Raw genomic sequence first — 22,075 nt, forward strand, 5'->3', positions numbered from 1 at the left:
AATGAGTAAATATGGCTTTTATCGAAATTAGACGTTTTTTGTCGATTAAAATTAAATAATCGAATCGTTTCAATTAAAGCATGAGGAGACTAAGGAGAGCGTATGCTGAGTGAGACGATATACAAGCGTTCGGCCATTACCGTGCTCTTGCTGATTCTGATCGCATCGTTCATGTTCATGGAAGAACGGTATTCGATGTCCCGGAGTGTTACAGTCCCGCGAGCAGAGCAAGGGGTATTGGATCTAAGATCATGGAATTGGGAGCAGGATGGCACCGTCTTTCTAAACGGAGAATGGGGCTTCGATTGGCAGAGGCTCCCTCATGAGCTGTCACTCGAGGACACGGAACAGCCCCCCAATTCAGAGAATTATATAAAGGTACCAGGCTCATGGAACGGTTTGATGTTGGATGGGCAACCGCTGCCGGGCGATGGCTATGCGACGTATCATTTGACCTTGCTGCTGCCGGAGAATCAGCGGGAGCTTGCACTTCGCATTCCGCCGATTAATACGGCGTTTACGTGCTGGGCTAACGGTCACAAAATCGCCTCGGCAGGAGAAGTCGGCACGTCACAAGAGCGCACGATCCCACAGTATGCGCCGCAGATTGCCGTAGCTCACCCGGAGCGGGCGAGGATTGACCTCGTGATTGAAGTAGCCAACTTCGATCATGAAAAAGGCGGTATCCGGCAGCCGATCGAATTCGGGGCGTTTCAGAACATTGCGCGTTCGCAAGGGTTAGCGTTTAGCTTCGATTCCCTGCTGATTGGCAGCCTATTCATTATGGGACTGTATCATCTGGGTCTTTACGCCGCTAGGCCGAAAGAGAAGTCCATGCTGTTCTTCGGATTGTTTTGCCTTTTATTTTGTTTGCGCATCTCGCTTTTAGGTGAAGTTATGCTCATCAAGGTCATTCCGAATTTTCAATGGTCACTAGAGCTCAGCTTGGAATATATTTCGGCTATGGTTTGTTTGCCGCTGTTTATTCTGTTCTTCTCCAGCTGCTATCCTTCGGAGAGCAGGCGCAGCATAAACATTATCATATGCATGGTTGCCGTGGTCTACACGTGTGTCATCATTTTGCTGCCGCCTCTTGTGTTCACGAAAGCTATGATTGTGCTGCAGCTCATCATTGCGTCGTGCATTGTCTATGTCGTGGCCATTATTTTACGGGCTTTCGTTCGACAACGAGAGGGCTCGGGCATTATGCTTTTCTCTTGTTTGATTTTCGCGGTGACGATTGTCAATGACATGCTGTATGAGCAAGATCTGGTGCGGACAACGGAAAAAATGTCAGCTTTCGGGTTGCTGCTCTTTATTTTCGCGCAGTCAGTGCTGTTATCGACCAAGTTGTCCCGAGCGATTGTGAATGAGGAAAAGCTATCTGCGGAGCTTACCTTAGTGAACAGCGGGCTGAGCGAAAAGGTGGAGAAGCGGACGTATGATTTGGAGCAGGCTAACGAGACGCTGAAGCGAACCAATGACGAATTGCACCGGCTGGAGACCTCGCGGAGCCACTTGCTCAGCAACATTTCTCACGATCTGGGCACACCGCTCACGACCATCCAGTGCTATCTGGAGGCGATCATGGACGGTCTGGTGGACTCGGAGGAGCAGAAGAACAGCTACATGAATCTCATCCATAGTAAAGTCATCAGTATGGACCGGCTGATCGAAGATTTGTTTCAGCTTTCGCAGCTGGAGGCCAGGCAAGTGACGTTTAAGATGCAGGTTTTTTCAACGGACCGTTTAATGGAGCTGCTGTTCACAAGATATGTGCTCGATGCGAGAAGCGCCGGGCTTCAATATACGATGACACCCCATCGCTTTGAAGCGGAACAGGGTTTTATTTCCACCGTAGAAGTCGATCTGGAGCGGATGCATCAGGTGTATTCGAATTTGTTTTTCAATGCCATTAAGTTTACTCCCGAGGGCGGCGCGATTGAAGTAGAGATGATCGATGACGGACGGGAAATGAAGGTGCGGTTCAGAGATAACGGGGTAGGCATTCGTGCCGAGGAGCTTCCTTATATTTTTGACCGATTCTATACCAACAATAAAGAGCGAAATATAGAAGGCAAGGGACTGGGATTATCCATCTCCAAAGAGATTGTGGAATACCACGGTGGACATATTTATGTAGAGCATTCCGTTCAGCAGGAAGGGACCATATTTTGCTTCACACTTCCAGTAAAAAGCTCTTGACCATGTAAACACTTTCACCTATGCTTGGTTTTAGGGCTAAAGAACTAGTGAATCATAATGGACGGACGGTGACATCGAATGACAAGGCAAACTATACTACTCGTCGAAGATGATCATGAAATTCGTGAGATCATTCGGCTGTATCTGGAGAAGAACGGATATCGTGTCGTGACTGCGATCAGCGGAGATGAAGCGATTCAGATTGCTGCCAAAGAGCAGCCGGATCTGGCGATTTTGGATGTGCTTTTGCCGGGCAAGAACGGCTTTGAGGTTTGCCGTGAAATTCGTTCGTACTCCTCTGCTCCCATCCTATTTCTTAGCTGCAAAAAGGACGAAACGGATAAAATCGAGGGCCTTAGCATCGGCGGAGACGACTACATTACGAAGCCCTTCAGCCCCAATGAGCTGCTTGCTCGTGTGCGGGCGAACTTGCGAAGACCGTATTTAACCGGAGGAGAGCCGGATGCGAATACGTCTAAGCTGAAGGTGGGTACGATTGAGATCGACCGCTTAAGCCGCGTAGTCCAGGTGAATGGCGCGAGGATTACATTGTCGCGCAAGGAGTTTGACCTGCTTAGCTTTCTCGTGTCCCACCCGGATCAGACGTTCAGCCATGAGCAGCTGTTCCGCGAAATCTGGGGGCAGGATTGCTTTAACGACACTCGAACCATCATCGTCCACGTAAGTAATTTACGGAAAAAAATCGAGCCGGATCCATCGAACCCGCAATACATTATCAATGTGCACGGGGTCGGCTATAAATTTGCTAAGTCCTATGTATTCAATACATAGAATAAGAAGGACCTGTTCATTCTATCCATGATGAGGTAGAAGGAGCAGGTCCTTTTGTCAGTTTGAGGTTTGGGTATTTTCGTTGGAGTATCCGATGCGAGTATTCACCGTTAGCTGCAGCCGGGCTTTGGATACATCCGTCTCGAGGGTAGGGACCCCGATGTCATAGAGCCACCATTTGCGAAGGGAAGCTCCCTCACCTTCAAAGTAGAAGCAATTCAATTCGTTTTGAAGCGTTCGAATTTCCTCGATGATTGCGGATTCGACGCCGTGCACGTCCATAAGCCATCGGCCATCTTCGGTTGAAGTTAGGCTGAATTCACAGCCTGATTTCTCCGTATCCAGCAGGAGGCGCCCAATGACGTGTTTGATCAGCAGCTTAGTTTTGACGGGAGCGGACATTCCGTTCTCTCCTTTCGAGCATTTAAGGAAGATCGATCAGCATGAAGGTGGCGCCTGTTGCGGAAGACAGCTCCAACGAGGACAATTGCTCGATGCGAGCGGAATCGCGGCGGCCGAGCTTCGATTCACCATTCAGCGCGAGCTCTCCTTCGATGGTAAATACGAAAATGCGGCGGCCTTCCGGCTGCTCAAAGCGTACGCTTTGCCCTGCTTCCAGCTCTGACATGTAGATCGTCATATCTTGATGGATATGCGCGATGTTGTCTCCCGAGTGATTAGAGACGACAGGCAGCAGATTATTTTTCATTTGGTTCAGATCATACTTCGTCGTTTCATAGGATGGCTGAAGTCCGTTCTGGCCAGGCATAAACCAAAGCTGAAGCAAATGCACTTCCTCATCGCCCGGATTCATCTCCGAATGGATGATGCCTGTACCGGCAGACATCCGCTGCACTTCCCCAAAGGTTGTAATTGCGGAGTGGCCAGTACTGTCTTCATGCTTCAGATGACCTTTCAGCACGATCGTGACAATTTCCATCTCGCGATGCGGATGGGCTCCAAAGCCACGCTTGCCTTGGATAATATCGTCGTTCAGAACGCGCATCACCCCAAAGGACATGTTGCTAGGGTCGTAATAATCCGCGAAGGAAAAGCTGAAGTTGCTCTGCAGCCAACCATGATCGGCGCTGTATCGGGATGCTGCTGGGTAAATGTTGATCATTATATGATTCTCCTTTCGAGTGGAAGGTCAATGCTATAATCACTAACTAAATTATAGTTTATAAATAAATTAAAGTCAACAGGCGGTCGAAAGCATCCAATCGGACATGGCGGTGGGCTGCTCTAAAACTAAGGAAACAGGCTGTTCTCGAATGAATACTCGGGAACAGCCTGTTTTTGTTTCCTTTTATAAAAACTTCCGGTTATGCTTTTTGCCATCATAGGTGAACAAGACGGGCTTCGACTCAATGACGGACTCTAGATGCACTGTTTTTCCCCATAGCTGATAGATGTAAGGAATGGTCCGCTCTACGTATTTAAGATCCAGCTCCATTCCTTCATACATGTGCTTTAAGTACAGCTCGCCATTGCGTTCATAGTCCCCGTTATCCACTACAATGTAAGGGAAGCCGCCGTTGACGCGGGAATAAACCAGTTGATCGCGGATATTTTCCCAGGATTTATCGGTAATTTTCCATTCCGGACCTTTCTTCTCAAACACGTAGAGGTCAAGCTCATCGCACAGCTTTTTCGTTAAATAATTGCGGATAAATGATAAATCAGAGTCAACCTCGCGTACCTCAAATATTTTTTGCCGTCCTTCGCCGCCGCGGCGCCCGAATCGCTCCCGTTCTTCTTTCGTAGGGTTATCCCAGCGTTTTTCGATATCCTCGAAAATTTTCAGCCCGAGGTAATACGGGTTCAGACTGTGTCGAGATGGGACTACGACGGAGGAGTTGAGCTTGGCATACTCGACGGTTTCTTCGTCCGTGAGATCGAGCTCGCGCAGAATGCGCTGATGCCAGTACGAAGCCCAGCCTTCATTCATAATTTTCGTTTCCAGCTGCGGCCAGAAGTAGAGCATCTCGTCGCGCAGCATGGTCATAATATCGCGCTGCCAGTCTTTCAGATAATGGGAGTGCTCCTCGATAAATAGAAGCACATCTTTTTGGCGAACTGGAGGGAATTTGGCTGGTGCATCCGGCTTGGCCGCTGACTGCTGTTTGCCCCGATCATCTAGATCCCAGAGATCCTCGTAACCGAATTTGCGTTCTTTGATTTCTTTGAACGGGGTGCTGCGGGCGTCCCCGCGTTCCTCGCGCTGACGATGATAGGGCTTCGAAATGAGCGGGTCTACATGCTCTTGAATGGCCAGAACGGCATCGATGAACCGTTCCACCGCTTCGTTGCCGTACTCTATTTCGTATTGACGGATACGTTCGGCGGTAGCGGACATACTCTCGACCATGTTGCGGTTCGTTTTGGAGAAGCGTACATTGTTTTTGAAAAAATCACAGTGCGCAAGCACGTGCGCGACGATCAGCTTGTTTTGAATTAGGGAGTTGCCATCGAGCAGGAAGGCATAACAAGGATCGGAGTTGATGACAAGCTCATAAATTTTACTGAGCCCAAAATCATACTGCATCTTCATTTTGTGAAACGTTTTACCGAAGCTCCAGTGGCTGAAGCGGGTGGGCATTCCGTAAGCTCCGAACGTATAAATAATATCGGCTGGGCAAATCTCATAGCGCATCGGGTAGTAATCCAGGCCGAAGCCATTGGCGACTTCGGTTATTTCCGCGATAGCATATTCGAGCTGTTTAATGTAGTCGGCATGGTTCATCGAGCGGCTCTCCCTTCGGCACCTTTCGGGAAGAAGGTCTTCAGCGCCTTATAGACCTCGCCCTTCTCACGAATCACATAGTGAACAAACTTCGGATCGTGAATGTTCCGGTAAGCGGACATCAAGGTGCTGCTGCGGTTGTATTGGTTGACCTCACCATACCCAAACAGGTTCGCCCGCTTGACAAGCTCTTGAATCAGCTTGACGCAGCGTTCATTGTCGGAGGTCAAATTATCGCCGTCAGAGAAATGGAACGGATATATATTGTACCTTGATGGCGGATAGCGCCGATCGATCAAATCAACCGCCAATTGATAGGCCGACGAGCAGATGGTACCGCCGCTTTCGCCTTTGGTGAAAAATTCCTCTTCACTAACTTGCTTAGCCTCTGTATGATGGGCGATAAAAATAATTTCCACATGCTCATATTTAGTGCGTAAAAAGCGTGTCATCCAAAAGAAAAAGCTTCGCGCGATATATTTTTCAAAGGAGCCCATGCTGCCTGAGGTATCCATCATGGCCATAATTAATGCGTTGGAATGGGGGGTTACGATTTCCTCCCATGTTTTAAAGCGCAAATCATCCGGGCTGATATGATGGATACCCGGGTCGCCCTCGCGTGAATTGCGTCGGAGGTTCTCCAAGATCGTACGCTTCTTGTCAATGTTGGACATGATGCCCTTTTTGCGGATATCGTTAAAAATCGTTTCCTTTGTTGTGACGTTGTGCTTTTCCTTTTGCTGCAAATTAGGCAGCTCGAGCTCCTCGAACAGCATGGACTGCAGCTCTTCCATTTGTACCTCGGCATCGTAGTAATCGTCTCCCGGCTGATCGCCGGCCCCTTCTCCTTTACCTGCGCCGGGCTGCGGCGTTGGGTCGACGCCTAACACGTCGCCAACCTGACTGTCCCCGTCTCCTTGACCGACATGCTTGCTCTTGTTGTAGTTGTAGCGGAAACGGTACTCATCCAGGCTGCGGATGGGCACCTTTACGATCTGTTTGCCGTCCGACATTACGATGCTTTCATCCGTCACCAGGTCAGGCAGGTTTTGTTTGATCGCTTCGCGCACTTTTTGCTGGTGGCGGGTCTGGTCCTGGTACCCCTTGCGGTGCAGGGACCAATCCTCTCTTGATACGGTAAATAAAGGCTCTGTCATGCGGGACACCTCCTGAGGATTTGCTTAAATCGGTGCAGATGACAAAACAAAAAACGAAACGGACGGTAATGAATTCACAAGACAACTCGGAAAAAAAGTGCTTGTTACTAAATATATTCAAGTTACGGGGGGATATGTGATAGGTACAAGCGCGGATTTTTATCGATTGTTGCTATACTCTTCCAAAATATGAATAAAAGCACTGCGTTTATGACAACCGCAATGCTTGTATGTGATATGTACTTTTTGTCGCTTAGGAGGTCGGACAAAATACATTTATGGTTTGAAATTTCTTTGTTTAGGGGTCTGTACCTAACGGGCAAACCTTGGCAAGGGGGGGCACAGACAGGTGTCCTTTTTGCGTTTGTAAGCGATAACACAGCTAGGTGAGGGATAGAGATGGGGTTTAAGTATAATGTAATTTACAAGCTTTATTTAATATTGTAAAATTATAATGTAAATTATAAAATTATAATATAAATAAGGTGGCGAAGGTGATTATGGCTTTTCAACAGCCTTACAGACAGGAATATCCGCGTCCGCAGTTCGAGCGATCGTCTTGGATGAATTTGAATGGTACTTGGTCTTTTGATTTTGACGATGCGGGGCAGGGGGAACGGGAGGCTTGGTATAACGGGCATGAGTATGGTCATGAAATCCAGGTTCCGTTTTGTTTCCAGAGCAAGCTGAGCGGGATTGGCGAGACGGGCTTTCGGGATACGGTTTGGTATGAAACCAAGGTGACGTTGGATCCTAAGCAAGGTAAACGGACCCTGCTGCATTTTGGCGCGGTTGATTATTTGGCGAAGGTGTGGGTTAACGGACGGCTGGTGAAGGTTCATGAAGGCGGTCATACGCCCTTTTGGGCCGATGTTACGTTAGAGCTGGTGTCCGGTGAAAATACGATTACCGTCATGGCGCAGGATTACAGTGAAGACGTGTCACTCCCTCGGGGGAAGCAATACTGGAAAGAAAAGTCCGCTAGCATCTGGTATACCAATACGACGGGGATTTGGCAAACGGTATGGATCGAGGAAGTGTCGGAGACGCATTTAAGCCGCCTGCGGTGGACTCCGGATATCGATACGAACGAGATTCAGTTGGATGCTTCGATTGCCGGATGGACTGGAAAGCAGGAACTGGAGCTGCAGGTGGCCATTACGTTCCAAGGGGAGCCGGTAAGTAAGGATCGCTTCAGCATTCAAGGAGCGGAAGAGAGCCGGCGAATCAGGCTGAAGGACTTCAACGACCACGGCCTTGGGCGTTGGTGGAGTCCGGAGAAGCCGAACTTATACGATGTGGAGCTTAAGCTGTTAGTAGATGGGGAAGAGGCGGATCGTGTCACCAGCTATTTTGGGATGCGTAAAATCTCCATCGTCGACGGTCAAATCTGCCTCAATAACCGACCTTATTGCATGAAGCTCGTGCTTGACCAAGGGTATTTCCCTGACGGCATTCTAACGCCTCCAAGCGATGACGCGATTCGAAACGATGTAGAATTGACTAAGGCGATGGGCTTTAACGGGGCACGGAAGCACCAGAAGCTGGAGGATCCCCGCTATTTGTACTGGTGCGATAAGCTGGGGCTGCTGCTTTGGAGCGAGATGGCGAACGCCTATGTTTATTCGCAGGCCTACCAGCAGAGATTTACGCAGGAATGGATCGAGGCGGTGGAGCGGGATTACAGCCATCCGTGCATCGTGGCCTGGGTGCCGCTCAATGAGAGCTGGGGCGTGCCGAACATTCTGGTCGACCGGTTCCAACAGGCGCATGCGCTCGCCATGTACCATTTGACCCGGGCGATGGATCAAACCCGTCTTGTCATCTCCAATGATGGTTGGGAGCATGTCCAATCCGACATTTGCACCATCCACGATTATGAATGGCGGCAAGAGGTGCTGGACGAACGCTACAGCACGGCTGAGAGCGCCGTGAGCGCCAGACCAGCCAACCGCTGGATTTACGTTCCGGGTTACAAATACCAAGGAGAACCGATTCTGGTTTCCGAGTTCGGCGGCATCTCCTTCAAAAAGAGCGAGTGGGAGGGCTGGGGCTACTCCGGGGCTGTGGATGAAGCCGATTTTGTCGCGCGACTCAAAGCAGTGATCGAGCCGATGCAGCAATCGCCGGTTGTACAGGGCTATTGCTACACTCAGCTGACCGATGTCGAGCAAGAAATTAACGGACTGCTGACCTACGATCGTCAGCCGAAGGTGCCGGTTGAGGTCATTAAACAGATCAATGATGGCAACGCACGCCGATAAAGCTAGAAAAAAAAGCTTCTTGCAGCTATTCGCTGCGGGAAGCTTTTTTCAAAAATTCGATCGCATCGGGAATTTCGGCCGGTTCAACGCCACCTTCAAAGGAAAGGTTCATGAAAGGCTTATACTCCTGAAGCAGGCGCAGGAAGAACGGATAATCAATGCGTCCTTTGCCCAAGCTGACGTACTGTTTTTTGCCGTCCGGCGTAACATCCATGTCTTTCACGTGTGTCAGAACGATTCGGTCGCCCCACAGCTCGAAGGAACGGCGTATCACGTCATGCTGGTTGTCGATGTTGCCTGGATTCAGCAAATTGACAGGGTCCATCACAATCCCGATGTTCGCCGAGCGTACTTCGGAGAGCATGCGATGCATCTGCTCCGGCGTATGAATGACCTCGGTGCCGGACGCTTCGAGCCCTAAAGTAACACCCCAACGCTCCGCCTCTTCCGCCATTTCTTCCACAGCGGAGCGCAGCAAAGCCCAGATCGCTTCCTCGGAATGATTCGGGAAAACCTCCCGGTAATTCCTTAGCGTACCGGTTTCCGTTGCAACGACACTAGCGCCAAAGTCTCTGGCATAACGCAGGTGCTCTTTGAAGCGCGCGATACCGAGTCGACGCTGCTCCGGATCGGGATCGATCGGATTAATGTAGCACCCGAGCACCGAGATCCGTACGTTCTCCCGTGCAAAGATGTCTGCCACATGATTGGCCAGCCCTGGGCTTAAACGGCCCAGACTGCTATCGATATCTGTAAGTGCTTTCGCCAGCGCCAGCTGAACGAATCCCAATCCGTATGAACCGACGCGGCGGGCCAGTTCCTCTGTAGTCGTTTTTCCTAAATTGTGTGCCAGTATGCCAAAGCGCATGAAACGGTTCCCTCCTTATTGTTGTCCGCTTAAAAATACCATGAGAGGAGGGGAAACTGCAATGTGTCTTAGTTTTATCCAAATCGATCTTAAGAAAATCCATCCCTTCTGCTGCCGGCTTCGATTACAATAAGTAGAATCTAGTCGATGCGAAAGGGCTGATCCCAGATAATGAAGCAGCATAAGCTATGGTACCGTTCACCCGCACAAAAATGGCCTGAGGCGCTGCCCATAGGCAATGGCAGACTTGGAGGGATGATCTTTGGAACCGTCAGCCAAGAAAAAATCCAATTGAACGAAGACTCCATTTGGTACGGGGGACCGAAGAAGGCGAACAACCCGGATGCGTACAAGCATCTGCCGGAAATCCGGCGCCTGCTCCAGGCAGGCCGGCAGCAGGAGGCAGAGCATCTCGCCCGGATGGCGCTGATGAGCGCCCCGAAGTATTTGTCGCCGTACCAGCCGCTCGGCGACCTGCTTTTCTACTTGCCCGGCCACGATCAGCACCCGGAGCAGTATGTCCGCGAGCTCGACCTCGAGCAAGCGGTCGCCAGGGTCAGCTATGTGCTGAACGGCGCGCGCTATGAGCGCGAATATTTCAGCAGCGCCGCTGACCAGGTGTTGGCCGTGCGGCTGACCTGCGATCAGCCGGGCGGGTTGACGTTCGGCGCGCACCTGATGCGGCGGCCGTTCGACTCCGGCAGCCAGCGCATCGGCGACGACACGATCGTGATGCACGGGGAATGCGGCACGGACGGTGTCCGTTTCGCCGCCGTGCTCCAGGCCGTCGCCGAAGGCGGAAGCGTGCAGATCATCGGCGACTTCGTCTCGGTCGAGAAGGCGAATGCGGTTACGCTGCTGCTGGCGGCGCAGACGACCTTCCGGCACGAGCAGCCTGAGGCGGTCAGCCTCGGCCAGGTGCAGGCGGCAGCCGGCAAGCCGTACGCGCAGCTGAAGCGGGACCATATCGCGGACTATACGCGATATTACGAGCGGGTCCGGCTGCAGCTGTCTGCGCCGGACACCGAAGGCTTTGGCAGCGAGGCGGAATCGCTGCCGACGGACGAGCGCCTCACGCGCGTGCAGCAAGGGGCGGACGATCCGGGGCTAGTGGAGCTGTACTACCAGTTCGGCCGCTACCTGCTGCTCGCCTGCTCCCGCCCCGGGACGCTGGCCGCCACGCTGCAGGGCATCTGGAACGACAGCTATACGCCGTCGTGGGAATCCAAATATACGATTAATATCAATACGGAGATGAACTATTGGCCAGCGGAGGTATGTAATCTCGAGGAGTGCCATGAGCCGCTGTTTGATTTGATCGAGCGGATGCGGGAGAGCGGCCGTGTGACGGCCCGTGAGGTGTATGGCTGCGGGGGCTTCGTGGCGCACCATAATACGAACCTGTGGGGTGACACCCACATCGAGGGTATCCCGGTGAGCGCCTCTATCTGGCCGCTCGGCGCGGCTTGGCTGTCGCTTCACCTGTGGGAGCACTACCGCTACGGCCTCGACGCGTCTTTCCTTCGCCATCGAGCCTATCCGGTGATGAAGGAGGCCGCAGAATTTTTGCTGGACTATATGATTCAGGACGAGCAGGGGCGGCTCTTGACCGGCCCGTCCATCTCGCCGGAGAACAAGTTCATCCTGCCGGACGGCACGCGCGGTAACCTGTGCATGGCCCCAGCGATGGATACGCAGATCGTCCATACGCTGTTCGACGCCTGCTTGCAGGCGGCTTCGGTGCTGGAGACGGACGAGGCGTTCCGGGCGCAGCTGGAGGGGGCCATCGCTAAGCTTCCCCCGCTAGCCATCGGCAAGCACGGGCAAATCATGGAGTGGCTCGAGGATTACGACGAAGCCGATCCGGGGCACCGCCATATTTCGCAGCTGTTCGCGCTGCATCCGGGCGAGAGGATCCACCCGCAGCGCACGCCGGAGCTGGCGCAGGCCGCCAAACGGACGCTCGAGCGGCGGCTCGCGAACGGCGGCGGACATACCGGCTGGAGCCGGGCGTGGATCATCAACTTCTGGGCGCGGCTCGGCGAAGGGGATACGGCGTACGACCACGTGAAGGCGCTGCTCGCCAAGTCCACGTACCCGAACCTGTTCGACGCGCACCCGCCGTTCCAGATCGACGGCAACTTCGGCGGCACCGCCGGCATCACCGAGATGCTGCTGCAATCGCACGGCGGCGAGCTCGCGCTGCTGCCCGCCCTGCCGGCGGCCTGGCCAGCCGGCGAAATCACCGGCCTGCGCGCCCGAGGCGGCTACGGCGTGGATCTGCGCTGGGCCGGCGGCGCGCTGGCTCAGGCGGTCATTCGTGCCGGACACAGCGGCACGTGCAGGGTCCGGGCTGGGGCTCCAGCCAGCGTCACGCTGGAGGGGCAGCCCGTGGCCAGCCGCCTCGCCGATGGCGTGCTGGAGTTTGAGGCGGAGGCCGGACGTGCCTACGTGCTGACCATAACCAGCCTGTAACATAAAAGAGGCCGCAAGCGTCAAAGAGAGTGACGCTTGCGGCCTCTTACTCTTTTAAATCATGAAAAGCAGATCAAACGTACGCCCGGCCCCTGGTCAGGATGCAAGGTACCCCGTGGCCGATGGCACCCGGCTGGGACATGCGCTCCAGATAGCTGCGCCCGCGCTCGCACTTCATGCACTTGGCGCACACATCCGAGGTGACGACCTTCATGTTAAATCGATTTTTATCAAAGAAGGTGGGGGTCTTTTTCTTCGCAGCCTTGCCTTTCGCCCCCGACTTGCCGGCTGGTGGCTTGGAACCGCCTTTGTTTGGGGTAACCATCTGAGCTCATCTCCTACAACAAACCTGGATGATGCATAGTATGAGGGGCGATGCCCTTTTGCAACTGCCCGGCTTGGACACCCTGGGGCATTTTTTCCATCTGTACCAAGGTTTGAAGAACAGATCTAGGGTAAACGTCCTAATTTTTAGGAAAAAAGCAGGAGTTTTAGCGCAGCGTGTCGAAAAGTATTAGCAGGTGAGCGAGGGGAAGCCGCATTCGCTTCAAGACTTTGTATCCGATCGGGGGAATCATGATGAATTATACGATTTGCCAATGGGTCCGAATTGTCGATATGAACGATGAAATTATGTCTGAGGTGCTGTTCCAGCACGGGGAGTTTGAAGCTCCAGCGCTCACGGTCGGCTCGTCCGTCGTATCGTATCAGCTGGGCCTGAGAGAGTTTGACGTGGTATATGACACGCGTGAAGGCAAGCGCCAGCGCTCCAAGATTATCGATGTGGAGATCGATCTGATTACCAAGCCGACGACGAACCGGGTGTTTTTGGAGCCGGTCACCCTCATTATCGGCCAGCACGATATCGGCCAAATCTAGTATAGAAAGCTCAAGGCTCTGCGGTGGCAGAGTCTTTTTTTGTTCTCGCTGGCAAAATCCATTATGATAGTAGGGGACGTAAAACGAGAGTAGGCGGAGGGAACAGGTACGATGAAAAATCAATTCATAGCCATTGGCAGCATCTGCGGCTTTCTGGCGGTGGCGCTCGGCGCTTTCGGCGCGCATGCACTCAAGGGCATGCTGGCACCGGACATGCTGGAGGTGTACCAAACCGGCGTTCATTATCATATGATTCACGCGCTTGCGCTGGTTGCGATCGGTCTGGCTTCCAGCGTACTGCCTCGCAGCAGCGGGCATCTGCGCCGGGCGGGCTGGTCGATGTTGATCGGCATCCTCTTATTTTCAGGAAGCTTGTATGTGCTCAGCGTGACCGGTATCAAGGTGCTCGGCGCTATCACACCGCTGGGCGGGCTGGCCTTCTTGTTCGGCTGGCTGTCGCTCGCGCTGGCGGCGAGGAAATAGCTCGAGCCATAAAAAAAGCAGGAAGATGGATGCCTAAGCATGCCGCCTTGCTGCTTTTTTTTCGTCAGGGGGCTCACGGTCCCTCTTAAGCCTGAATATCGTCGATTTCGTTAATATTTAAGAGATAGACTTTTTTCTCGTCAACATGATAAGCGGTGAAGTTACCGCTCGGCGGGTCGGTGCTAATGATGCGGCACGGCATGCTCAGCTTGATGCCCTTCCCCTTGACGACCGTCAGCCGGACCAAGGAATTGCATTCCTTGTAGCTCGTCAGCTTGTCCCAAATATGGCGGTAAGGATCGGACGGGGGAGCGGAGGCTGCGCTCTTTTTCTTCAGCTCGTTGTCCTTGATTTTGTTTATAATCGAATCCTTCAGCGCCGACTCGATCTTCTTACCTAATTCAACCCCTTGCTTAATATTATAATCCTCGATGGTCTTCGAGTTGAGCAAATGCAGCAGTTTTTCCAGAGCGCGTCCATTGGACTCCTCTTCGATCAGAATGTCGACCGTGAATAAATATTTGCGTTTCTGCGGATTTGCCTGTTCCATGTCGGTCCTCCAATCCACACGTATGTAACATTTACTAACACTATACCATTTTTTTCGATGCGAAAGAAATTGACGCATAAACCATGTTATGGAAATCGAAACGTTTTTTCCTAAGTATGACGTCCATTCGTGTAGGTATTATGAACGAATCGTCACAATGGAGTCAGCTTTTCACGCTTCCAGGAGGCCTGGACTTCCGGCACAAGCCTTCGGTCCTTTTTCATGCCGCCCCAGGGGCTAGAGCCCTTTAAGGAAAGCATGGGCCAACTTTTGGGTGATTATGGTAGGCTGGAATGCTTAGCTGCAAGGGAAAAAGGGTGGAAAACGCGGCTGGCTCAGGGCTATTTTGTTGAATTTGATTCGAACGACACGTACTTAAGCGAGAATTTATAGCGAAACGTGGCGTTTGGCAGGCCAAAGGAAGTAGGTCTGTTTGACCGAAGGGCAGGCAAATGCTGCACATTTCGACAGGGAAAATATCTTTCTGTCGGGGAAACGATCCTGCGGCGGAATAGGAGCAAATTTCGGGCATAGTGCAAGGATACTACGCGAGGAGAAATAATCCCTATGCACTATACCAAGCGAAGGAGGGGAGGCTTTATAGTTAACTCATCCGGGAAATGTGACAAAATGGAAACTGTGATTCGTCGCCATACGACACGGTCCAGCCCTCGGGCAGCACTCCAAAAACTTTTAGGCAAAGTGAGTGAGTGGAATTGATGAAGGTGTTCGCAGCAGACGTACGGACCGATGACTTTGCCGGGAAGATCGGCATTCCGAGGGGGGAAATAGAGAAGCTGCATGAAAAATCGTTTCAAAATGGCGTCCAGCGGGATTCAATGCGAATCCGATTCCGGGTGCAGGGGAATATGCTGGAGCGATTGATCGCCAAGAACGAGCTCTTAATGGATGTCATCAGCAAGCAAGGGCTGCTTCGAATGAATAGTTTTTACTTTCCGAATCTGCTGATGGTGACGGACAGTAACGGTGTCGTGCTGCATATTAATGGAGACGAGCAGTCCCTCTCGAACGCCGAACGGATGAACAATATCGGCATCGGCTCCGCCATGTCGCTGTCGAGCGCGGGCACGAATGCGATTTCGGCGTCCATTGAGCTGCAGCGTCCGGTGTGCATCCACGGGGAAGATCACTACCTGGACACGATGCAGGATTGGGTATCCATGTGCGTACCTATCCATAATACGGAGAATCATTCCGTCGGCTATCTGGTGTTCTCGGCGTTCCAGCAGGTGTCGGCTCCGCTCGTTTACCCGTGCATCGAATCCATTGCCATGAGCATGGAATATGAGCTGCGAAAAACGGAGCTGCAGAGCAAGTCGTGGTTTGTCGAGGAGATTCTCGAGGAACGGCTGAAAGCGTTTAAACTGACGTTTCGCGAGAAGGAAATCGCCATGTACTGGCTTTTGGACTACGATTATAAGCAGATCGGCAAGGTGCTTGGCATCAGCGAAAACACCGTTCGCGTTTACGTGACGAAAATCAACAGCAAGCTCAAAGTCAACTCCAAGGCTTCCTTGATCCTGAGGGTGCTTGGAGCCATATAGGAGGAGGTCGGGCGGATGACCTATTCGTCCTCCGCTCCTTAGCTTTCATAGACCGATGAACCGGGCCACAGGCTGCGGATCGTCGGTCTTTTTGCATAGCTGATGGGATATTCGGGTGGATGTACGCTTATCGATTACATCAGGTGCATTAGGCGCATCGGTATAATGTGCGTGTATGATTTGCGGTGTAAAAAATTGGAGTTATATTGGAGGCACCCAATGAGAAAGCGGGAATATGTCGAGCTTTAGGAGACGGTAGGATTATGAGAGAGAGACGTAAGAGCTCGATCCTGCGGCCGTTCAAATGGATCGCTTTGCTGGTGGTTGTCGGCGGGGCCAGTGTAGCAGGATTATCGGCCGCAGGCCTTGTTCAATGGAATCCGGACAAAACGCTGGATCGGTTCATGTTCTGGAAAACGCCGGATCAGACGGCGACGGGGGCCGTGGTTCAAGCAGCGGCGGCGCCGCAGCCGAACGCGAAGGGCACCGCGCAAGCGGCGGGCAGTGAGGCGGGCAAGGACAAGGCGCAAGCCCCAGCCGCAACGGCAGCTGCACCTGCACCTGCACCTGCTGCGAAGCCAGCAGCTAATGCAAGCGGACAGCTGCTGGCCCAAGCGCAGAGCCTGATCGCGGTTAGCGCGAGCGAGCGGGCCTGGCTGGACCAAGCGGGCGCCATCAAGCTGGAGCCGGGCAAGCTGTTCTCGTACAATACATGGTTTAAAGACACGCAGAAGGGCAAGACGCTGGAGAAGAAAGAAGCGGAGCTGTCCCATCTGGCCGGCCTGCTCTATGAAACGGCGCTGCGCACGGGGATGAAGGTCGGCGATCGCTACGCCCACTCCGATATCCCGGCTTACGCGGCCTCCGGCTTCGATGTGGAGTATGTGCAGGATCAGAAGGATTTGACCTTCTATAATCCGTTTGATTTTCCGATCACGGTTGGGGTCACCTATAACGGCGATACTCCGATCCTCACGATGAACGGTACGCCGTCCGCAAATTGGAAGGCACCGAAGGTAACGGTGAACAAAGAGTCCTTCTCGCCGGATAAGGTGGTGCTTACCGATTACACATTAGCCGGCAAGGGCGAGGTCAAACGCAGTGACGGTTTGGTTGGCCTGTTGGTCAAGGTGTACGCGGATTGGAAGAACGATGGGAAGGACGAGCTGCTGTACAAAGATTTTTACGCGCCGCATCCTGTCGTCATCGCCCGGATGCCGTCACCGGACGACATCAAGGCCACGGAATTTAAGTAACGACATCCATAGGTACGTGCAGTTAACTACCAGGAAGGAGGACCCTGATGCGCATAGGTGAACTTTTCGTCATGAACGGCCTCATAAGTGAGGAGCAGCTGGAGCAGGCACTCAAGCAGCAGGTGCATACGAGAAAAAAGCTGGGTGAAATTCTGATCGACAAGGGACTGATTACGGAGCGGCAGCTCGTGGAAGTGCTGGAATTCCAGCTGGGGTTTCCGGTCGTCAATATGTTCGAGACCCCGCTGGATATGAGCACGGTGCAGCTGATTCCCGAGTCGCTGGCCCGCAAGCACTGCGTCATCCCGATTGAACGCAAGAACGGGAAAATTAAGGTGGCGATGGTCGACCCGCTGAATTACGACGCGATTGAAGAAATCCGGATGGCGACGAACATGAACGTGCAGCCGGTAATCGCCATACGCACGGAAGTGGAGCAGGCGATTACGCGGAATTACGGCTTGAAGGAATCGGTCGAGGAACTGATGGTTGACCTGGACAAGATGGAATTCAAGGATGAGGAGCAGGAAGCGAAGGACCAAGGCTCGCCCATCGTCAAGCTGGTCAATCAGATCATCCAGTCCGCCGTGCAGCAGCGGGCGTCCGACATCCATATCGATCCGCAGGAAAAGCAGCTGCTCGTGAAATACCGCATCGACGGCGTGCTGCGGACCGAGAAGGCGCTGCCCAAGCATATGCAGGGCGTACTGACGGCCAGACTCAAGATCATCTCCAAGCTGAACATCGCTGAGCGGCGGCTGCCGCAGGACGGACGCATTCAGATGCAGGTCGACTCGAGACGGATCGACATCCGGGTTTCGACGCTGCCGACCGTGCACGGCGAGAGCATTGTCATGCGGATTCTCGATCAATCCGCGGGGATGAAGAAGATTGCCGAGCTAGGCTTAAGCGATGCGAATCTGCTGAAGTTCGACAAGATGATTCAGCGGCCGAACGGCATTGTTCTGATCAGCGGTCCGACGGGAAGCGGGAAGACGTCGACCTTGTACTCGGCACTTGGACAGCTCAACGGCGACGACGTGAAGATTATCACGGTCGAGGACCCGGTCGAGTACCGGATGTCCGGCGTCACCCAGGTGCAGGTCAATTCGCAGATCGGGCTCACCTTCGCCTCCGGTCTCCGCTCCATCCTCCGGCAGGACCCGAACATCGTCATGGTCGGGGAGATCCGGGACGCGGAAACAGCGGAGATCGCGGTCCGCGCCTCCCTCACCGGTCACTTGGTGTTCAGCACGATCCATACGAACAGCGCGGTCAGCACGATCAGCCGACTCGTCGATATGGGCATCGATTCGTACCTGATCGCCTCCTCGCTCTCCTGCGTGGTAGCTCAGCGGCTTGTCCGCCGGGTCTGCAAGGAATGCGCGCAGCAGGTGCCGGCCCGAGACGATGAGATGAAGCTGCTGGAGGCGTACGGGCTGCACGCCCAGGAGGAGCAGAAGCTGGCGAGCACCGGCACGGGCGGCGTCGTGCGAACGACGATGTCCGGCGGCAGCGTGATGGTGACTCGCGGTAAGGGCTGCGGCACCTGCAACAAGACCGGCTATCGCGGACGGGTTGCCGTGCACGAGATTCTCGTCGTAGACGAGTCACTGCGCAGGTTGATCGTGCAGAACCGCCCGATCAACGAGCTGGAGCAGCAGCTGGCCATCAGCGGCTATCAGAACATGATGTACGATGGACTGCTGAAGGTGCGGCAAGGACATACCACGGTAGAGGAAGTTTTGAAAGCGGTGTCGGACGAGTAATCGTACCCTGCCGTTGTCATCAAGGGTTGAAGGTTGAGGTGAACACAGCGTGGCGAATTTCACATACGAGGCCGTAAGCGACAGCGGCAAGAAGCTGAAGGGCGTGCTTCGCGCCCCGAACAAGAATGCGGCGATCAGCGAACTTCGCGGCAAAGGCTACATCATCCGCAGCATGCAGGAGAAAAAAGCGACGGCGATGGACAAGGAGATTTCCATCGGGCGGGCGGTGAAGCTGGAAGACTTCGTCATCTTCTGCCGGCAGTTCGCGACCTTGATTCGCTCCGGCATCCAGATCGACCAGGCGCTGACGATCCTGGAGGACCAGACCGCCACGAAAAACTTGAAGGCGGCGCTGGGCGATGTCGCTGAGCAGGTGCGAACCGGGCACTCTTTATCCAAGGCGATGAGCGAGCACCGAAGAATTTTTCCCGAGATGTTCGTCAACATGATCGCTTCCGGTGAGACAGGCGGGAACCTCGACGACGTGCTCGACCGGATGGCAGACCATTACGAGAAGGAGCACAAGACGGTTCAGAAGGTCAAATCGGCCATGACATATCCGATCATCGTTATGATTATCGCCGTGTTCGTCGTCATCTTCCTGCTCATCAAGATCGTACCCACCTTTGCGGATATGTTCATGGATCAAGGGGCGGAGCTCCCATGGATCACCAAGTTTGTGATGAGCTCCAGCGATGCCATTGTGGAGTATTGGTGGATGTTCCTTGCCGGTATAGCGGCGCTGATCTTCGCTTACCGCGCGTTTACGGCGAGCGATGAAGGCAAATTTGTCGTCGATGCCGTGAAGTTTCGCATCCCGATCTTCGGCATCATTTTGAAGAAGGCGGCGATTGCCCGGCTGACACGCACGATGTCTTCGCTCTTCATGAGCGCCGTACCGGTGCTGCAAGCACTGGATGTGACGGAGAAGGTCGTCGGCAACCGGGTGATGGCCAAGGTGCTGCGGGAAGCGAAGGATAGCCTGCAGATGGGCAAGCTGCTGTCCGATCCGTTCTCGAAAAGCGAGCTGTTTCCGCGAATGGTCGTTCAGATGCTGATCGTCGGGGAAGAGACGGGGCAGGTGGACAAGATGCTGATGAAGATTGCGGAATTTTACGAATCCGATGTGGATCAAAGCGTCGACCGGCTCAAGGCTGTCATCGAGCCTCTCATGCTGCTCATCGTCTCCAGCTTAGTTGGGATTATCGTCGCGGCCATCATGAGCCCGATGTTCAAAATGTACGATAACTTTCTTAAATAAAAAAGCTATCGCATTCAGCTTGAAAGGGGGTGAATAGAGACATGTCACAACGGTTGGCAGTTCAGCAAGGCTATGGCTTTGAAGCTATACATAATCCGCTTGAAAACCAAACTATGCGAAAAGGTGGAATTGAGATGGAAATGACAGCTAAAAAACGGTTTGTAGGGTTCCGCGCACCAAAGATGTCGCTTCGTGAAATGATGAAGAATGAAAAAGGTTTGACGCTGATCGAGTTACTCGCAGTAATCGTTATCATCGCTATCATCGCGGCAATTGCAATTCCGTCGATCGGCTCGATCCTTGAGAAGACCCGAGTCAACGCGCACCGTTCGAATGCTCACATGGCGATTGATGCAGCGAGATTGTACGTATCGAATGAAGGAGTAACGCTGGCTGGAACCGGTACTACTTTGGATATTACGTTGACTGACCTGAATGCGAAGGGCTACATGGAAGTGATTCCGAAGGATCCGTCGAACAAAGCGCAAACTTATGATCCAGGTACGGCTTCTGCAACGGCAACCACACCTGCTACAACTTATTCCGGTGCTGGATCTTACGTCCACATTGCAAAAGATGCTACAACCAATAACTTCATTTATTCCGTCACCCTTGTAGGCCAAGGTACTACAGCTCAAAAGTATGCAGACCATACGCTTGAAGCCAACATCGGTACAGATGGCTATATCGTTGAAACCGGAACGGCAACTGCTCCTACTCCATAATCGCATTCCCCAGGCGCGCCGCCTCAAGCGGCGCGCCACCCATTAAGCATCACTGAAAGGAGTCCGCGCAATGTTCGGAAAAAAAGTGAGCAAATACACCTATGGCATGCAAATTTCGGATTCGGCAGTCAAGCTGGTAGAAATCATGAATCAATCGGGACAGGTTACCGTGACCCAACGGCATTCGATTGCGCTGGATAAAGGCAGTATTAAACATGGAAAATTCATGGACGAGGAGTCGGTCGTCCGAAGAATGGAGACGATCGTGAAGCAGCTAGGGCTGCAGGGGGCACGGGTGAACGTGACCGTCCCGATGTCGAACGTCGTTCTTCGTAAATCGGTCTTTTCGTCTTTAAAAGATAAAGAGCTTCGCAATCTTATCGACGTGGAGCTGCATGGCGGCCAGCAGCTGCCTTTTAAAAACCCGATCTTCGACTTTGTCCGCCTAGGCCCGCCAAAGGATGCCGCAGCAGCTGCTGTGGAGGAGGATGGCAAAGGCAAGAAGGCGAAGCCGTCAGCTCAGGAAGAGGTCCTGATCTTCGCCACGCCGTCCGAGGTCGTAGAAAACTACGCCAGTGTCGTCAAACAGACCGGGCTGATCCCCATTAGTGTCGATCTTGCACCGCTGGCGCTGCACCGCATTCTTGTGCGCCATGCCAAACAGACCGGCTCCGCGATGAAGGACCGGTTCATGCTGCTGCATGTTGAGCCGGACTGCGCTGACGTTAGCATTTTTGTCGACGGCATCCCGGTGTTCCTGCGTTCGATCCAGATCAATACGAGCTACTTTATGGATACGGGCACCGATCCGATCGCGGCCTACGGCCGCAATCTGTCGATGGAGCTCGGGCGCGTGCTGAATTACTTCCGCTACTCGGTCTCTACGGATCAAGAGGACGTGCAGCTCATTTATCTGGTGGGCGATCACGACTGGATTCAGGCCATGCCGGCGCACCTGGAGGGAGCGTTCAGCGGGGAAATCGCAGCCTTCCCTTTAGCGGGCGTGCTGCAGAGCGACGACTCCTCCGATCACTCGTATGCCGTGCCGCTAGGCTTGGCGATGAAAGGGGCTTAAGGGGC

At 53.3% G+C, this 22,075-nt stretch carries 19 protein-coding genes; 12 read left to right on the plus strand and 7 right to left on the minus strand.

What is annotated here, in order from left to right; translation table 11 throughout:
* The first annotated feature begins 102 nt into the window (after positions 1 to 102).
* Positions 103 to 2,205, plus strand: a complete 2,103-nt coding sequence (locus FPZ49_RS08300; RefSeq protein WP_144845444.1) for an ATP-binding protein — start codon at positions 103 to 105, stop codon at positions 2,203 to 2,205.
* A 78-nt stretch (positions 2,206 to 2,283) separates the two neighbouring features.
* Positions 2,284 to 2,997, plus strand: coding sequence for a response regulator transcription factor (locus FPZ49_RS08305; RefSeq protein ID WP_144845446.1), 714 nt, complete (start codon positions 2,284 to 2,286; stop codon positions 2,995 to 2,997).
* A gap of 57 nt (positions 2,998 to 3,054) precedes the next feature.
* Here the strand turns inward: FPZ49_RS08305 and FPZ49_RS08310 are convergent, their stop codons facing one another.
* The 4 genes from FPZ49_RS08310 to yhbH form a co-directional block, all read right to left on the minus strand.
* Positions 3,055 to 3,399 (minus strand): hypothetical protein, encoded by a 345-nt coding sequence (locus FPZ49_RS08310; RefSeq protein WP_144845447.1) that lies wholly within the window; start codon positions 3,397 to 3,399, stop codon positions 3,055 to 3,057.
* Positions 3,400 to 3,421: 22 nt separating this feature from the next.
* The gene (locus FPZ49_RS08315; RefSeq protein ID WP_144845449.1) at positions 3,422 to 4,120 is read right to left on the minus strand and encodes a pirin family protein; all 699 of its coding nucleotides are present in this window, start codon (positions 4,118 to 4,120) and stop codon (positions 3,422 to 3,424) included.
* Positions 4,121 to 4,306: 186 nt separating this feature from the next.
* Positions 4,307 to 5,743, minus strand: coding sequence for a SpoVR family protein (locus FPZ49_RS08320; RefSeq protein ID WP_144845451.1), 1,437 nt, complete (start codon positions 5,741 to 5,743; stop codon positions 4,307 to 4,309).
* The gene (yhbH, locus tag FPZ49_RS08325) at positions 5,740 to 6,900 is read right to left on the minus strand and encodes a sporulation protein YhbH (protein ID WP_144845453.1); all 1,161 of its coding nucleotides are present in this window, start codon (positions 6,898 to 6,900) and stop codon (positions 5,740 to 5,742) included. Before yhbH ends, FPZ49_RS08320 begins: the two co-directional genes overlap by 4 nt.
* A gap of 500 nt (positions 6,901 to 7,400) precedes the next feature.
* Between yhbH and FPZ49_RS08330 the strand changes: the two genes are divergently transcribed.
* The gene (locus tag FPZ49_RS08330; protein ID WP_144845455.1) at positions 7,401 to 9,164 is read left to right on the plus strand and encodes a glycoside hydrolase family 2 protein; all 1,764 of its coding nucleotides are present in this window, start codon (positions 7,401 to 7,403) and stop codon (positions 9,162 to 9,164) included.
* A gap of 25 nt (positions 9,165 to 9,189) precedes the next feature.
* On the opposite strand, the gene FPZ49_RS08335 is transcribed toward FPZ49_RS08330, so the two are convergent.
* A complete protein-coding gene (locus FPZ49_RS08335) occupies positions 9,190 to 10,032 on the minus strand; it encodes a sugar phosphate isomerase/epimerase family protein (RefSeq protein ID WP_144845457.1) in 843 nt (280 codons plus the stop codon).
* 171 nt (positions 10,033 to 10,203) lie between these two features.
* On the opposite strand from FPZ49_RS08335, the gene FPZ49_RS08340 reads away from it, so the two are divergent.
* A complete protein-coding gene (locus tag FPZ49_RS08340) occupies positions 10,204 to 12,507 on the plus strand; it encodes a glycoside hydrolase family 95 protein (protein ID WP_144845459.1) in 2,304 nt (767 codons plus the stop codon).
* Positions 12,508 to 12,580: 73 nt separating this feature from the next.
* Here the strand turns inward: FPZ49_RS08340 and FPZ49_RS08345 are convergent, their stop codons facing one another.
* Positions 12,581 to 12,832, minus strand: a complete 252-nt coding sequence (locus tag FPZ49_RS08345) for a hypothetical protein (protein WP_144845461.1) — start codon at positions 12,830 to 12,832, stop codon at positions 12,581 to 12,583.
* A gap of 254 nt (positions 12,833 to 13,086) precedes the next feature.
* Between FPZ49_RS08345 and FPZ49_RS08350 the strand changes: the two genes are divergently transcribed.
* Both FPZ49_RS08350 and FPZ49_RS08355 read left to right on the plus strand, forming a co-directional pair.
* Complete coding sequence (locus FPZ49_RS08350) at positions 13,087 to 13,386, plus strand: hypothetical protein (protein WP_144845634.1); 300 nt, start codon at positions 13,087 to 13,089, stop codon at positions 13,384 to 13,386.
* A 111-nt stretch (positions 13,387 to 13,497) separates the two neighbouring features.
* Positions 13,498 to 13,869, plus strand: coding sequence for a DUF423 domain-containing protein (locus FPZ49_RS08355; protein ID WP_144845463.1), 372 nt, complete (start codon positions 13,498 to 13,500; stop codon positions 13,867 to 13,869).
* Positions 13,870 to 13,954: 85 nt separating this feature from the next.
* Here the strand turns inward: FPZ49_RS08355 and FPZ49_RS08360 are convergent, their stop codons facing one another.
* The gene (locus tag FPZ49_RS08360; protein ID WP_144845465.1) at positions 13,955 to 14,419 is read right to left on the minus strand and encodes a hypothetical protein; all 465 of its coding nucleotides are present in this window, start codon (positions 14,417 to 14,419) and stop codon (positions 13,955 to 13,957) included.
* Between the two features lie 719 nt (positions 14,420 to 15,138).
* On the opposite strand from FPZ49_RS08360, the gene FPZ49_RS08365 reads away from it, so the two are divergent.
* From FPZ49_RS08365 to pilM, 6 genes are all read left to right on the plus strand, one after another.
* Complete coding sequence (locus FPZ49_RS08365) at positions 15,139 to 15,984, plus strand: LuxR C-terminal-related transcriptional regulator (protein WP_261381323.1); 846 nt, start codon at positions 15,139 to 15,141, stop codon at positions 15,982 to 15,984.
* A gap of 263 nt (positions 15,985 to 16,247) precedes the next feature.
* Complete coding sequence (locus FPZ49_RS08370; RefSeq protein WP_144845469.1) at positions 16,248 to 17,240, plus strand: VanW family protein; 993 nt, start codon at positions 16,248 to 16,250, stop codon at positions 17,238 to 17,240.
* Positions 17,241 to 17,287: 47 nt separating this feature from the next.
* Positions 17,288 to 19,009, plus strand: a complete 1,722-nt coding sequence (locus FPZ49_RS08375) for a GspE/PulE family protein (protein WP_144845471.1) — start codon at positions 17,288 to 17,290, stop codon at positions 19,007 to 19,009.
* Between the two features lie 49 nt (positions 19,010 to 19,058).
* The gene (locus tag FPZ49_RS08380; protein ID WP_144845473.1) at positions 19,059 to 20,270 is read left to right on the plus strand and encodes a type II secretion system F family protein; all 1,212 of its coding nucleotides are present in this window, start codon (positions 19,059 to 19,061) and stop codon (positions 20,268 to 20,270) included.
* 41 nt (positions 20,271 to 20,311) lie between these two features.
* On the plus strand, positions 20,312 to 20,995 hold the full coding sequence (locus tag FPZ49_RS08385) for a prepilin-type N-terminal cleavage/methylation domain-containing protein (protein ID WP_144845474.1): 684 nt from the start codon (positions 20,312 to 20,314) through the stop codon (positions 20,993 to 20,995).
* Between the two features lie 70 nt (positions 20,996 to 21,065).
* Entirely contained in the window at positions 21,066 to 22,070 is a 1,005-nt protein-coding gene (gene pilM / locus FPZ49_RS08390; RefSeq protein ID WP_144845476.1) for a type IV pilus biogenesis protein PilM, read from the plus strand.
* The last annotated feature ends 5 nt before the right edge of the window (positions 22,071 to 22,075 follow it).

This window comes from Paenibacillus cremeus (assembly GCF_007786445.1).
Classification (GTDB): domain Bacteria; phylum Bacillota; class Bacilli; order Paenibacillales; family NBRC-103111; genus Paenibacillus_G; species Paenibacillus_G cremeus.